This window comes from Stenotrophomonas sp. GZD-301 (assembly GCF_049310345.1).
In the GTDB taxonomy this organism is placed as follows: Bacteria; Pseudomonadota; Gammaproteobacteria; order Xanthomonadales; family Xanthomonadaceae; genus Stenotrophomonas.
On the sequence record NZ_JBMOWY010000056.1, the window covers coordinates 51,735 to 65,994 of the forward strand.

The 14,260-nt window shown below is 68.8% G+C and carries 12 protein-coding genes; 10 read left to right on the forward strand and 2 right to left on the reverse strand.

The window, feature by feature from the left end:
- Positions 1-18: 18 nt before the first annotated feature.
- The 8 genes from ACO6VK_RS15605 (at position 19) to ACO6VK_RS15640 (ending at position 6,934) form a co-directional block, all read left to right on the forward strand.
- Entirely contained in the window at positions 19-438 is a 420-nt protein-coding gene (locus tag ACO6VK_RS15605) for a YciI family protein (RefSeq protein ID WP_422508683.1), read from the forward strand.
- A 30-nt stretch (positions 439-468) separates the two neighbouring features.
- On the forward strand, positions 469-891 hold the full coding sequence (locus ACO6VK_RS15610; RefSeq protein ID WP_422508685.1) for a VOC family protein: 423 nt from the start codon (positions 469-471) through the stop codon (positions 889-891).
- A gap of 22 nt (positions 892-913) precedes the next feature.
- Positions 914-1,321: a VOC family protein gene (locus ACO6VK_RS15615; RefSeq protein ID WP_422508687.1), complete on the forward strand. Its 408-nt coding sequence runs from the start codon at positions 914-916 to the stop codon at positions 1,319-1,321.
- 49 nt (positions 1,322-1,370) lie between these two features.
- Positions 1,371-2,624, forward strand: a complete 1,254-nt coding sequence (locus ACO6VK_RS15620; protein ID WP_422508689.1) for an RNA polymerase sigma factor — start codon at positions 1,371-1,373, stop codon at positions 2,622-2,624.
- A gap of 70 nt (positions 2,625-2,694) precedes the next feature.
- Positions 2,695-4,344: a M28 family metallopeptidase gene (locus tag ACO6VK_RS15625; RefSeq protein WP_422508691.1), complete on the forward strand. Its 1,650-nt coding sequence runs from the start codon at positions 2,695-2,697 to the stop codon at positions 4,342-4,344.
- Between the two features lie 196 nt (positions 4,345-4,540).
- On the forward strand, positions 4,541-5,800 hold the full coding sequence (locus ACO6VK_RS15630) for a sensor histidine kinase (RefSeq protein ID WP_422508693.1): 1,260 nt from the start codon (positions 4,541-4,543) through the stop codon (positions 5,798-5,800).
- The gene (locus ACO6VK_RS15635) at positions 5,790-6,563 is read left to right on the forward strand and encodes a LytR/AlgR family response regulator transcription factor (protein ID WP_411849734.1); all 774 of its coding nucleotides are present in this window, start codon (positions 5,790-5,792) and stop codon (positions 6,561-6,563) included. The genes ACO6VK_RS15630 and ACO6VK_RS15635 overlap by 11 nt, the downstream gene beginning before the upstream one ends.
- A 26-nt stretch (positions 6,564-6,589) precedes the next feature.
- A complete protein-coding gene (locus tag ACO6VK_RS15640; protein ID WP_422508695.1) occupies positions 6,590-6,934 on the forward strand; it encodes a hypothetical protein in 345 nt (114 codons plus the stop codon).
- 39 nt (positions 6,935-6,973) lie between these two features.
- Here ACO6VK_RS15640 and ACO6VK_RS15645 read toward each other — a convergent pair whose 3' ends face one another.
- Complete coding sequence (locus ACO6VK_RS15645; RefSeq protein WP_411849736.1) at positions 6,974-7,588, reverse strand: hypothetical protein; 615 nt, start codon at positions 7,586-7,588, stop codon at positions 6,974-6,976.
- Positions 7,589-7,898: 310 nt separating this feature from the next.
- Here ACO6VK_RS15645 and ACO6VK_RS15650 point away from each other — a divergent pair, with 310 nt between their 5' ends.
- Positions 7,899-8,813 (forward strand): oxygenase MpaB family protein, encoded by a 915-nt coding sequence (locus ACO6VK_RS15650; protein ID WP_422508698.1) that lies wholly within the window; start codon positions 7,899-7,901, stop codon positions 8,811-8,813.
- A 65-nt stretch (positions 8,814-8,878) separates the two neighbouring features.
- On the opposite strand, the gene ACO6VK_RS15655 is transcribed toward ACO6VK_RS15650, so the two are convergent.
- Entirely contained in the window at positions 8,879-10,999 is a 2,121-nt protein-coding gene (locus ACO6VK_RS15655; protein WP_422508700.1) for a M13 family metallopeptidase, read from the reverse strand.
- Between the two features lie 303 nt (positions 11,000-11,302).
- Between ACO6VK_RS15655 and ACO6VK_RS15660 the strand changes: the two genes are divergently transcribed.
- Positions 11,303-14,236 (forward strand): bifunctional diguanylate cyclase/phosphodiesterase, encoded by a 2,934-nt coding sequence (locus ACO6VK_RS15660; protein ID WP_422508702.1) that lies wholly within the window; start codon positions 11,303-11,305, stop codon positions 14,234-14,236.
- Positions 14,237-14,260: the final 24 nt, after the last annotated feature.

Consider the following 14,260-nt stretch of genomic DNA (forward strand, 5'->3'; position numbering starts at 1 on the left):
GCCCCGAAGGAGACACCGATGAAAGTCATGGTACTGGTCAAGGCGACCGCGGCCACCGAGGCCGGTCAGCTGCCGACCGAGCAGGAGATCCGCGCGATGGGTGCCTACAACGAGCAACTTGTGCAGGCCGGGATCATGCTGGCCGGCGAAGGCCTGCACCCCACCTCGCGCGCCCGCCGGGTGGCGTTCGGCGCCGACGCGCCACGGGTCATCGATGGCCCGTTCGCCGAGACGCGTGAACTGGTCTGCGGATTCTGGCTGTGGCAGGTGCGCTCGCTGGACGAGGCCACCGAGTGGCTCACCCGCGCCCCGTTCGCCGCCGGCGACGTGGTCGAGCTGCGCCCGATTCTCAGCGCCGAGGATTTCGGCGCGGCCTTCACTCCCGAATTACAGGCGCAGGAACAGCGTCTTCGCGATCAGATCGACAACGCCGGCTGACCATTCCCCCGCACCCCCTGGAGCATTCCCATGAAACTGATTCCGTTCCTGAGCTTCAACGGCCAGACCCACGACGCGATGGCCTTCTACGCCAAGGTCCTCAACGGCACGGTCACCTCGGAGATGAAGTACCGCGACATGCCGCCGATGGAGAACACTGACGGCTGCGGCGAGATGCCGCCGGAGACCCTGGACCACGTGGCGCACAGCCAGCTGGAGGTGGGGCAGGCGATCCTGATGGCTGCCGACAGTCCGTCCGGCCCCGGCGAGGGCAGCACCACCATCAACATCGATGTCGAGTCGGTGGACGAAGCCGAGCGCGTGTTCGCGGCCCTGGCCGAGGGTGGCGAGATCAAGATGCCGATCGGCGAGACCTTCTGGGCGCATCGCTGGGGCTTCCTGATCGACCGCTACGGCAAGCCGTGGATGGTCAACTGCATGAAGCAACCCTGATTCCCCAACAAGGATACCGACCATGACCGATTCGCCGCAGATGATCTTCGTCAACCTGCCGGTGCGCGACCTGGAGGCCTCCAAGGCCTTCTTCGCGGCGCTGGGCTATTCCTTCAACCCGACGTTCACCGACAACAATGCCGCCTGCATGGTGGTCAGCGACAGCATCTTCGTGATGCTGCTGGTGGAGTCGTTCTTCACCCAGTTCACCAACAAACCGATCAGCGACGCGCGCACGCAGACCGAGGTGATCATCGCGTTGTCCGCGCCCAGCCGCGCGGCGGTGGACGCCGCCCTGGACAAGGCGCTCAAGGCCGGCGCCAGCGAACCGCAGCCGGCACGCGATTATGGCTTCATGTACCAGCGCGGCTTCCAGGACCTCGACGGCCATCTGTGGGAATTCGCACACATGGAGGGCGAGCCGGGATGAGCCAGCCGTCGGCTTGTGCGGCGTTCGCGGCGATGCTCTGATTCCCGGCATGGATACCGCCCTGACGCACCGGCTGGACACCCTCTGGCGCATGGAAGCGCCAGCCCTGATCGCGCGCCTGACCCGGATGCTGGGCGGCGATGTGGGGCGTGCCGAAGAACTGGCCCAGGACACCTGGCTGGCCGCGCTGGAGCGTTGGCCGCAGCAGGGCGTTCCGGACAACCCCGGAGCGTGGCTGATGACCACCGCGCGCAACCGCGCCATCGACGTCCTGCGCCAGCACCAGCGGGTGGCCGGCCAGCACGCGCAGTGGGGCAGCGAGCTGGAACCGCAGCCGCTGCCCGCGCCCGATGACACCGCGGCGCTGGAAGACGACATCGGCGATGACCTGCTGCGGCTGATGTTTGTGGCGTGCCACCCGGTCCTGGCCGCCGATGCGCGGGTGGCGCTGACCCTGCGCCTGCTCGGCGGCCTGACCACCGATGAGATCGCCCGCGCCTTCCTGACCCCCGAGCCGACCATCGCCCAGCGCATCGTGCGGGCCAAGCGCACCCTGGCGCAGAAACAGGTGCCGTTCGAAGTGCCCCGGCAGGCGGCATTGCCCGAGCGGCTGGCCTCGGTGCTGGAAGCGCTCTACCTGATCTTCAACGAGGGGTACACGGCCAGCGCCGGCGACGACTGGATGCGGCCGGCGCTGTGCGAGGAAGCGCTGCGGATGGGGCGGGTGCTGGCGCATCGCCTGCCCACCTGGCCGCAGGTGCACGGCCTGCTGGCCCTGATGGAACTGCAGGCCTCGCGTACCGCCGCACGTACCACCGCCGACGGTCGCCCGGTCCTGCTGCCCGACCAGGACCGCACGCGCTGGGACTGGCTGCAGATCGCGCGTGGGCAGGCCGCGTTGCGGCAGGCGCAGGCACTGGGCGGCAGCACCGATGTGTACGTGCTGCAGGCGGCGATCGCCGAGTGCCATGCCGGCGCGCGGCGCGCGGAGGACACCGACTGGCCGCGGCTGGCCGCGCTGTACGCCGAGCTGGCCCATCATCATCCGTCACCGGTGGTGGAGCTCAACCGGGTGGTCGCCGTGGCGCGCGCGCACGGTGCCGAGGCGGCCTGGGTGCTGCTGCAACCACTGCAGGATGATCCGCGTCTGCGCGGCTACGTGCCGCTGGCGGCGGTGCGCGGCGATGTGCTGCAGCAGCTGGGGCGCCCTGCCGAAGCGCGTGCGGCGTTCCAGGAAGCGGCCGCGTTGACCGCCAATGCGCGCGAGAAAGACCTGCTGCTCGCACGCGCGGCCGCCCTGTAGACCGGCACTGCCGCAAACCGCGCCGGCTGTCCTACACTCGGGCGATTGTCGTCCCGTACTGAGGTGCAGCGTGAAGCGAGTGGTAATCAGCCTGTTGGCGTTGTCGGTGTCGTCGGCCCTGATGGCGGCCACCCCCAAATTCGATGGCGCGCGGATCTCCGCCGACGTCAAGGAACTGGCATCGGACGCCTATGAAGGCCGCTCGCCGGCCACGGCCGGGGAAGAGAAAACCGTTGCGTTCCTGAGCAGGCAGTTCGCGGCGGCCGGCCTGCAGCCGGGCGGCGACCTCAAGGACGGCAAGCGCCTGTGGACCCAGGCCGTGCCGCTGCTCAAGGGCGACATCGTGGGCGCCCCGAGCCTGTCGCTGAGCAGCAAGGGCACGCCGCAGGCCCTCAGCCAGGGCCAGGAAATCGCCGTGCGCGCCGCCATGAACGGTGCCAGCGAGGTGGATATCCGCAATGCGCCGCTGGTCTTCCTCGGCTATGGCGTCAAGGCCGACGAGCGCAACTGGGACGACTTCAAGGGCGTGGACCTGAAGGGCAAGATCGCCGTGGTGCTGATCAACGACCCGGACTTCGAAACCGGCCAGGGCGATTTCGACGGCAAGGGCATGACCTACTACGGCCGCTGGACCTACAAGTACGAGGAAGGCGCACGCCAGGGCGCGCTCGGCGTGCTGATCGTGCACGAGACCGCGCCGGCCTCGTACGGTTGGGCAACCGTGGCCGGCTCCAACACCAACACCATGTTCGACGTGGTGCGCGACAGGCCGGCCGAGGCGCATCCGCTGCTGGAAGGCTGGATCCAGCGTGATCTGGCGGTGGCGCTGTTCAAGCGTGCCGGGCTGGATTTCGAGGCGCTCAAGAAGCAGGCGCAGACCCGCGACTTCAAGCCGGTGGAGCTGAAGGGCGAAACCTTCTCGGCCAAGTACGCGGTCAAGACCGAGGTGATCACCTCGCACAACGTGGCCGCCCGCCTGGAAGGCAGCACGCGCCCGGACGAGACCGTGGTGTACAGCGCGCACTGGGATCACATCGGCGTGGGCAAGCCCGATGCCAACGGTGACACCATCTTCAACGGCGCGCTGGACAACGCCAGCGGTACCGCCTCGCTGATCGAGCTGGCGCGTGGCTTCGCCAAGGGCAAGCGCCCGGAGCGCTCGGTGCTGTTCCTGGCGGTGACCGCTGAAGAGAAGGGCCTGCTGGGCTCGGAGTACTACGCCAGCCATCCGCTGTACCCGCTGTCCAAGACCGTGGCGGTGATCAACATGGACGGGATGGCACCGTTCAGTCCGTCGCGCGATTTCGGCATCTACGGCTCGGCCAAGCTGGAACTGCTGGACCAGCTCAAGGACGTGGCCAAGGGCTGGGACATCCGCTACACGCCCGATCCCAAGCCGGAAGCCGGCCTGTTCTTCCGCTCCGATCACTTCCCGTTCGCCAAGCGCGGCGTGCCGGCGGTGTCGTACTCGGCGGGCCAGGACTGGGTGGACGGTGGCGTGGTGGCCGGCAAGAAGGCCTCCGACGACTACACCGCCAAGCGCTACCACCAGCAGGGCGACGAGTGGCAGCCGGACTGGACCTTCGCCGGCGCCGCGCGCGACCTGGAAGTGCTGTACACGCTGGGCAACCAGCTGGCCAACTCGCGCGCCTGGCCGAACTGGAGCGCCGATTCGCAGTTCCGCGCCCCGCGCGATGCCAGCGCCACCGAGCGCAAGTAACGCTGCACGCCCCGCCGGTACCGCCGGCGGGGCACCCCGGCAGGCCGACCGCAGGTCGGCTGTCGCGGCAACCGCTCCGACGGCCAGACCCGGCTGATCCCGCTTCATCCCCCCGATTCCCGCCTTCGTCGCATGCGGCTTGTCCTTGCCGGCGGCAGGACTATGCTCGCCTCATCCCTTTCCCGGAACCGCCGCCGTGCTCGCCAGCCTCGCTCTGATCGTCCGCATCCTGTTGGCCTGGGCCGCCGCGATCATCGTCGCCGGCTTCGTCTGGAGTGGCATCTTCAGCGGCATGCGCGCCGGCCCCGGCTGGGTCTTCGGGCTGCTGGCGATGTTCGTGGTGGTGACGGCCATCGGCAGCTGCATCACCCATATCCGCCGCGTGTGGCTGGTGGCCGGGCACCTGGACGGCACCACCCTGTCCAGCCGCCAGCGCCGGCAGATCGAACTGCCGATGGACGCCGGCCCGGCTTTCGCCCTGGTCGAGGCGGCGCTGGCCGAGCTGCCGCGCGTGGAGGACATGGAAAGTGCAGCCGGCAGCCTGCAGGTGCGCGCCTACGTCCGCCGTGTCGATCCCTACAACGGCCGCCCGCCGTCGCGCTGGAACCTGCCTGCGCGGCTGGCGATCAAACGCAACAGCGTGCTTGCCACCGTCACGCCGGGGCAGGGCACCAGCAGCGTGACCCTGCTGTTCGAGCCCGACGCCGGGGTGTGGGCCGACCTGCTAGCCGTCGATGAAGGCAGCAACTACGAGAACGCCGAAGCGGTCGGGCGTGCGATCACCCGCCGCGTTGCCGAGCAGCGCCGCGACGAGCAGGCCGCCGCCGCGCAGACCGCCACCGAGAAGGAACTGAGCGTGGCGCGGTTGAACCTGCTGCACGCGCAGGTGGAACCGCACTTCCTGTACAACACGCTGGCCAACGCCCAGGTGCTCACCCGCACCGACCCGCCGCGCGCGGACCAGATGCTGGGTCACCTGATCCAGTACCTGCGCAGCTCGCTGCCCCGCGTGGACGAATCGATGTCCACCCTGGGCGTGGAACTGGAGCGTACCCAGGCCTACCTGGAAATCCTGAAGATCCGCATGGGCGCGCGCCTGCTGCTGCAGGTGGACGTGCCGCCGGCGCTGCACGTGCTGCCGCTGCCGTCGATGGCCCTGCAGACCCTGGTGGAGAACGCCATCAAACACGGGCTGGAACCCAAGCCTGGCGGCGGCACGGTGTGGATCATCGCGCGCGCGTTCGACGACCATGTCACCCTGACCGTGGCCGATGACGGGCTGGGCTTCGGCCACAGCACCAGCGGCACCGGGATCGGCCTGAAGAACCTGCGCGAGCGCCTGCGCCTGACCTGTGGCGAACACGCCGGCGTGGCGATCGTGGCCAATTTCCCCAGCGGCGTGGCGGCGACGATCACCCTGCCGTACGACGCACGCGAGGCGATCCATGCAGCTTGATGCTCTCATTGCCGAAGACGAAGACCTGCTGCGCCAGTCGCTGGTGGGCCAGCTGCAGCGGCTGTGGCCGGAGCTGCGGCTGGTGGCCGAGTGCGAGGATGGTGCCAGCGCGCTGGAGCGGCTGGCGGAGCTGAAACCGGATCTGGCGCTGCTGGACATCCGCATGCCCGGCATCAGCGGCATCGAGGTGGCGCGCGCGCTGCCCGAAATCAGCCCGCGCACCCAGGTGGTGTTCGTGACCGCCTATGACCAGTACGCCATCGATGCGTTCGAGCAGGGTGCGGTGGACTACCTGCTCAAGCCGGTCAGCGACGAGAGGTTGCTGGCCACGCGCGAACGCATCCTCACGCGGATGCAGGCCGGGCGCCCGGACAATGCGATGCTCGAGCAGCTGCTGCAGCGGCTCGGCCAGCAGCCGGCGGCGCGGTCCACGGCGCCGCCGCTGGCCTGGATCACCGCCAGCAACGGCCGCGATACGCACCTGATCATGCTGGAGGACGTGGTGTACTTCCGCGCCGACAGCAAGTACACCACGGTGGTCACCGCGCAGGGCGAAAGCCTGCTGCGCACGCCGCTGCGCGAACTGCTGGAAGTGCTGGACCCGCAGCGCTTCCGCCAGGTGCACCGCTCCACCATCGTCAACATGCAGGCGGTGGCGGCGGTGAGCCGCGATGACACCGGGCGGGGCCAGCTGCGGCTGAAGTGCCGGCCGGAGATCCTCAACGTCAGCCAACCGTTCATGAGCCTGTTCCGCGGCATGTAAGCCGCCACCGCACGGAGTTGCCCCGTATGCGTACGCCCGCTCTTGCCGCTGCCAGCCTGCTGTTCCTCGCGGCCTGCCAGCAGTCCAGCAACACCTCCGTCACCCGCGTCAGCGCCAACGGGGTGGATACGCTGTACAGCCGCACCACGGTGGTGGATGGCGTGGCGCGCTTCGAGTGCATCGCCAGCCGCAGCGGGCAATGCCACTACCTGGTGCTGGACCCGCGCTGCTCGGTGGACGCCGCCTGCGCGCAGCCGCCGCTGCAGCAGTTTGCAGTGGCGGTGGGGCAGACCCGGGCGATGCCCGGCCTGCCGGCCGGCTTCAAGCAGTGCGCCAGCGATATCCACAAAGAACGATGCCACCGTGACTGATCACGGTGGCATCGTGGCTCCCCCCACTTGACGTGCCGGTCAGAAGGCCGGCTGCAGGTGCAGGTTGTTGCCGGGTTCCTGCTCGCCGACATGATTGAGGCGGCCAACCAGTTCTGAATGCTGATGCATCCGGCCGATCTCGCGCATGATGCGGATGTCTTCATGGCGCAGCTCGCGCCGTGCACTGACGACCTGCTTGTAGTTGAGCACTTCCGGATAGTGCTGGGCCATCTCCAGCGCATCGGCCACGCACTCGACGCTGTCGGCATCGGAGGTGATCCGCTCGCGGCTGTTGAACGCCTTCATCCAGCGCTCGAAGCCGGCCTTGTGGTCGAACATGTTGGCCATGAACCAGATCACGAACAGGATCGAGATCCAGGAACCGAACACGATCACCACGCGGGTGAAGGTGATATGGAAGTCGTCCTTCCACAGGTAGTTGCTGATCAGCCCGAGGATGAGCAGCGAGGCCGCCTGCCAGCCGACGATCGAGGCCATCAGCCATTGGCCCTTGGCCTTGGCGAGCACGGCCACTTCCTCGCGGATCTGCTGCTCGCTCTTGTTACGCCAATGCGCGACCTGTTTTTCGAACGGGCTGTTGTACAGCTCGTTGTCCTGCAACAGCAAACCCAAACCCTTGAACAAAGCGATCATGACGTGCTCCTTCTGGAACGTGCGGCAGCGCATTTGGACGAACTTGAGGCGGATTCAGTTCTAGCACTTCCAGCGGCCGGCGCAATGGGGAGAACGCGAAGGACAGTGCGTCGATTTTCTGAATGCGGGAGGGGTGGTGCGGTGCACCATCGCGCGCGCAGCCTGCGACAAGATGTCGCAGGTTGATTCATGTTGCGGGCGCACATGAAACACACGATGACCGTCGTGGCTCGCCGCGTCGGCCGGGATCGGCCAGAATCGAGGCCGACCGCGCAGCCAGCGGTCGTTTCTTCCGCCGATCGGACCTGCGATGCCGCCGCTGCTCAACCGTCTTTCCCGCCCCATCACCGCGCCGATCCGGCGCTGGGTACTCGACACGTTCCCGCGCGGGCAGAGCAACATCGATTACGACCACCCCGAGGGCGATCCGGGCTGGTTTGGCCCGGACAGCGCCACCTGGCGGGTGCATGCGGAGCTGCCGGGAATGCTTGCCGGCGGCCTGTGCGCGCTGATGCTGCAGACCCTGCATCCATTGGCGCTGGCGGGGGTGTACGACCACTCCAACTTCCGCGGCGATCTGGTCGGCCGGCTGCGCCGCACCACTGCCTTCGTGGCCGGCACCAGCTACGCGCCCGCCGGCGAGGTGGAGACGATGGTTGCCCGGGTCAGGCGCATTCATGCGCAGGTGCGGGGGCAGACGCCGGACGGGCAGGCGTACTCGGCCGATGCGCCGGATCTGCTGACCTGGGTCCACGTCACCGAGGCCTACGGGTTCCTGCAGGGCTGCCGCCGCTATTGCCGCGATGTGCCGGCCGCGGTTGCCGACCGCTACTACGACGAGTACCGCCGCGTGGCCGAAGCCTTGGGCGCGACCGATGTGCCGGCCTCGGAAGCGGAGGTGGCGGCGTACTTCGCACGGGAGCTGCCCCGGTTGCGCTTCGATGCGCGCTCGCGCGAGGTGCTGGCGGTGCTCTCGGGCATCCGCCTGCCGGTGCCGATGGCAGGGCTGTCGCGTGACCTGTTTCTCGGCGCCGGTGCCGCGTTGCTGCCGCCGTGGGCGGTGACCCTGCTGGAACGCACTGCGGTGCAACGTGCGCAGGCGCAGACGTCGGCCCGCCTGTTGCGCGGCATGGCGCCGCTGTTCCGCCGCGCGCTGCCGGATGGCGTGGCCACCCGCGCCTGCGCGCGTGTCGGTGTGCCGGCCAGCATCCTCGCGCGGTGGTGACGGGGCGGGCTGCATAAAAAAACGGGCGCCGAAGCGCCCGTTTTCCGGTCATCGCACCGCGATGATCACCACACCTTGACCCGCTTGTCCGGGGCCAGGTACAGCTTCTGGCCTTCCTTGACCTCGAACGCGGGGTACCACGCGTCCAGATTGCGCACGGTGAGCGCGCGGAACTGGCCCGGCGCATGCACGTTGGTCAGCAGCGAGTTGCGCAGCGCCTGCTCGCGGGCCTTGCTGCGCCATGCCTGTGCGAAGCCGAGGAAGAAGCGCTGGTCCGGCGTGAAGCCTTCGAGGGTCTGTGCCGGCTTGCCCTGCAGCGAGAGCTGGTAGGCATCGTAGGCGGTGGCCAGGCCGGCCACGTCGGCGATGTTCTCGCCCAGCGTCAGGCGGCCGTTCACCGACACGCCCGGGAACGGCTGGTAGCTGCTGAACTGCGCGGCCAGCGCGTCGCCGGCGGCGTTGAACTGCTTGAGGTCATCGGCGGTCCACCAGTTGTGCAGCTTGCCGGTTTCGTCGAACAGCGCACCGGCGTTGTCGAACCCGTGGCTGATCTCGTGGCCGATCACCGCGCCGATCGCACCGTAGTTCACCGCATCGTCGGCGGCACCGTCGAAGAACGGCGGCTGCAGGATCGCGGCCGGGAACACCAGGCGGTTTTCCAGCGGCACGTTCATCGCATTGATGGTCTGCGGCAGCATCGCCCACTCGGTGTGGTCCACCGGCTTGCCGAGCTTGGCGATGTTGCGCTGGTACTCGAACAGCTCCGCACGCGCGGCATTGCCCAGCGCATCGTCGCGCTTGACCTCCAGGCCGGTGTAGTCGCGCCACTTGTCCGGATAGCCCATGCCGACGGTGAGCCCGGCGACCTTGGCCTTGGCACGCGCCTTGGTCTGCGGCGACATCCACGCCAGCGCATCGATGCGCTTGGCGAAGGCGGCGATGATGTTCCTGGCCATCTCGTCGGCGCGTGCCTTGGTGGCCGGATCGAAGTGGCGTTCCACGTACAGCTTGCCGATCGCTTCGCCGACGGCGTGGTTGCTGTCGTCCACCGCCCGCTTCCAGCGCTCGCTCTGCTGCGGGGTGCCGTTCAGCGCGGTGCCGTGGAAGGCGAAGCGTGCGTCGGCAAAGGCCTTCGGCAGGTACGGCGCGGCGCGATCCAGGGCATGGAAGGCGAGATAGTCCTTCCACACCTCCAGCGGCTCGGTCGCCACCAGGCGCGAGATACCGGCCACGGCCTTGGGCTGCCACACGATGAAGTCCTGCTGCTCGCCCAGGCTGGCGCCGGCCAGGAACGCGCTCCAGTCCATGCCAGGTGCCTTGGCGCTCAGGTCGGCCTGCGTCCAGGCGTTGGCGCCCTTGGCCACATCGTTGGTTTCTTCCTGGGTGGCGTGCGCCTGGGCGATCCGGGTTTCCAGCGCGAGGATGCGCTGCGCCTTGCCGGCCGGATCGGCGACGCCGGCCAGCTGCAGCACCTGGGCGATGTAGGCCTGGTATTGCTTGCGCAGCTCGGCCATGCGGCCGCCCTGCAGGTAGAAGTCGCGGTCCGGCAGGCCCAGACCGCCCTGCACCAGGTACGGCGCGGTGCGGTCCGGCTGCAGCAGGTCCACCGACACCCACACGCCGAACAGGCGGTCGGTGTAGAAGTTGGTCGCATTCAGCAGGTCGACGTCGGCGCGCAGGGTGCCGCCGAGGGTGGTGGCCAGCGCGGATTTGTCGGCGACGGCGGCGATGGCGTCCAGGGTCGGCTTGACCGGGGCCAGGCCGCGCGATTCGATGCCCGCTTCGTCCATGTAGGCGGCGTAGTAGTCACCGATCAGCTTGGCTTCGCCGTCGGCCTTGGCATCGGCGGCGGCGCCTTCGAGGATCGCGCGGGTGTCGGCCAGGGTCTTTTCGGCGATGACGTTGAAACTGCCGTAGCTGGAGCGGTCGGCCGGGATCTCGGTGTTCTTGACCCAGGTGCCGTTGGCGAAGCCGAAGAAGTCATCGCCCGCGGCGAGGCTGCGGTCCATGCCGGCGCTGTCGAAGCCGAAGCTGCCCAGCTGCGGCTTGGCCGGGGCCGGCGACGCGGCGGTATCGGCGGCGGGCGTGGCCGGCGGTGCGGCCGGTTCACGGTCGCAGGCGGCCAGGCTCAGCGACAGGCTGGCGGCAATGGCGAGCATCAGGGTGGGGCGGCGCAGCTTGGACATGGACCTTCTCAGGCAACGGAAAGGACCTAGTTTAGTCCTCTGGCGCAGGCGGGACCGGGCCGCATGCCCGATCGTCCACTGGCCAGATTCAGCTCTTCCCGCACGCCTGCCGCTGGTGCATGCTGGGGCCGGCAGGACCGTTCCGCGCCGGGGTGCCAGGGGAGGCATCGCGTGGACACGATTGCAGGCGTCAAGAAACGGGGGCTTCGGCCGCTCAGGTTTGGGGGAAACCAGGAAGCGTTTGCGCATGAAGTCAGCCCGCTATGAAGGGAGCCGTTTGCGATGCCCGCGTTGAACCGTGCAATGGCACGGCCACTGCGGACTATCGTCTGGTTGGGCAGTGCGCTGGCCGTGCTGCTCGCCGTCGCGCTGGGCGCCATGCTGGCCAACGACTACCAGCGGCGCCAGGAAGCCGCGCAACGCCAGAGCTCTGCGCTGGCGGCCGGCTCGCAGCGCCTGCTGCGGTTGGAACTGCGCAACCTGGAACGGGCCATGCTGGGCATCGCCGACGATGGCGCCAAGCTGTTCCAGCGCGTGCCGGAGCAGGCGCCGGAGCTGCTCGACGACGCCATTGCCGGGGTGCTGCAGCGGCATGCCGAGCTGGACAGCATCGTGGTGGTGGACCAGCACGGGCGCGCGCTGACCAGCGGCAGCGGTGATCTGCACCTGCCGTTGTGGGCGATGGAGTCCAACCGCGGTACCGACAGCGCGCTGTACATCGGCCCGCCGCAGGCGCTGGACGGCCATCGCTGGGTGCTGCCGCTGGCGCTGCGCATGGGCCAGGACCGCTGGCTGCTCAGTCGCCTGCACACCGACGAACTGACCTCGATCATCAGTGGCCTGGACACCGGCGAGTACGGGGTGATCTCGATCACCGACGCGCAGGGGTATGTGCTGGCACGCAGCCCCGATCCGCTCGGGGCCACCGGCCAGCGCTATGGCCTGGGCCGGCGCGAGATGCTGCGCACCGATGCCGTGACGCCGCTGGGCATCGAGACCAGCGCGGTGGACCAGATCGAACGCATCTCCACGCTGACCACGCTGGGCCAGTACCCGCTGGCGGTCTACGCCGGCCTGGGCCGCCGCGATGTGCTGGCGCCGTGGTGGCCCTATGTGTACGCCTCGCTGGGCGTGTACCTGGCGTACTGGGTGGTGTTTCTCGGGGTGTACTTCAGCCTGCGCCGCGCCAGCGTGCACCAGGACGCGCTGACCGAGGAACTGCGTACCGGCCACGCCGAGCTGCGCCTGGCCCATCAGGTCGGCAAGGTCTGCACCTGGTACGTGGACGAGGATGCGTGCGTGCTGCGCTGGTCACCGCTGGCACGCGAGATCTTCGGCGTGGAGATCGACAGCCTGCCGGTTGCCGACTTCTTCGCCCGCGTGCATCGCGAGGACGCGCCGCGCATGCAGGCCGCCTTCGACGCGGCCTTCGCCGGCACGGCGGTGCTGGATGAAATGTTCCGCGTGGTGCTGCCCGGCGGTGCCGTGCGCTGGGTGTCGGCGCGCGGGCAGCGGGTGGCGGTGGTGGACCGGCAGCGGCGCATGATCGGCGCGCTCACCGATGTCAGCGAGCGCGTGCAGGCGCTGGCACGGGTGCAGCAGGCCGAGCGCCAGTTCCGCCTGCTGTTCGACCGCAATCCGGCCCCGTTCTGGGTGTTCGACCCAGACACGCTGCGCTTCCTGGAAGTGAACGAGGCGGCGGTACGCCAGTACGGGTTCAGCCGCGACGAGTTCCTGTCCATGAGCATTCTCGACATCCGCCCGCGCGAAGGCTGGGAGGAGATCCGTGGCGCCATCGCACAGGCGCGCATCGGCGATGTGCAGGACGCCACGGTACGCATGCACCGGCGCAAGGACGGCACCGTGTTCGAGGTCCGCGCCCATCTGGCGCGGCTGGACTTCGATGGGCGCCAGGCGTGCCTGGTCCTGGCCGAGGATGTCAGCGAGCGCCTGGCCTACGAGCGCGATCTGGCCTACCACGCCACCCACAACCCGGCCACCGGCCTGCTCAATACGCGTGCACTGGCCGAGCAGCTGGATGCCGCAGGCGGTGGCTACACCATCGCCTATGTGCAGTTCCGCGGGTTGCAGCTGGTGGCCGATACGCTGGGCCGCGAAGTGGGCGAGGTGGTGCTGCAGGCGATGGCCAAGCGCCTGGGCGGGCTCGGTGCGCGGTATGGCGCGCTGGCATTCCAGCCGGCCGAGGACTTCATCTTCGCCATCGGCGATGGCCACGATCGTCAGTCGGCGCTGGATACGCTGGTGCAGACCGTGTCCGAACCGGTGCGCGGGCAGGATTGGCTGCACCAGTTCGAGCCGCGCATCGGCGTGGCGGTGAAGTTCGACGGTGATGTGCTGCCGGCCGAGCAGGTGATCGGCATGGCCGCGCAGGCCGCGCACGCCGCGCGCGACGAAGGCAGCGTGATCGCGTGGTACGACAACACGGTGAGCTCGCGGCTGGCCGAGCGGTTGCGCCTGGCCGGGCGTATCCACAGCGCGATCGACGCCGAGTTCGAGCTGTACTTCCAGCCCATCTGCCACGCCAGCGACGGCACCCCGGCCGCGCTGGAAGCCCTGCTGCGCTGGCCGCAGCCGGATGGCAGCTTCATTCCCCCGGGTGAGTTCATCCAGCTGTGCGAAGACACCGGGCTGATTCTGGCGCTGGGCCGCTGGGTGATCCGCGCGGCGGCGCAGGCGCAGCGGCAGCTGGTCGATGCCGGCTGGGGCATGTTGCCGATCGCGGTGAACGTGTCGGCAGTGCAGTTCTTCAACAGCGACCTGGTGGCCGAGTTCACCCGCGCCAGCCAGGAGTTCGGCCTGGAACGCGGCGCGCTGCAGGTGGAACTGACCGAGAGCAGCCTGATGCGCAAACCGGCGCAGGCCAAGCAGACCATGCAGCGCCTGCACGAGCAGGGCATCTGCATTTCGCTGGACGATTTCGGCACCGGCTATTCCAACATGTCCTACCTGCAGCACCTGCCGCTGGACATCCTGAAGATCGACCGCAGCTTCGTGGCCGATGTGGAAACCAACCCGCGCAATGCCTCGATCTGCCGTGCGCTGTTGTCGCTGGGGCACAGCATGGGGCTGACCATCATCGCCGAAGGCGTGGAAACGCCCGGGCAGCACCAGTGGCTGGCCGCGCATGGCTGCGACCAGGTGCAGGGCTACCTGCTGGGCCGGCCGGCGCCGCTGCGCGAGGTGATCGCGCGGCTGGAGACCGCCGACGCGGTGTAGCGCCGGGCGGTGCGGCCGGCGCGG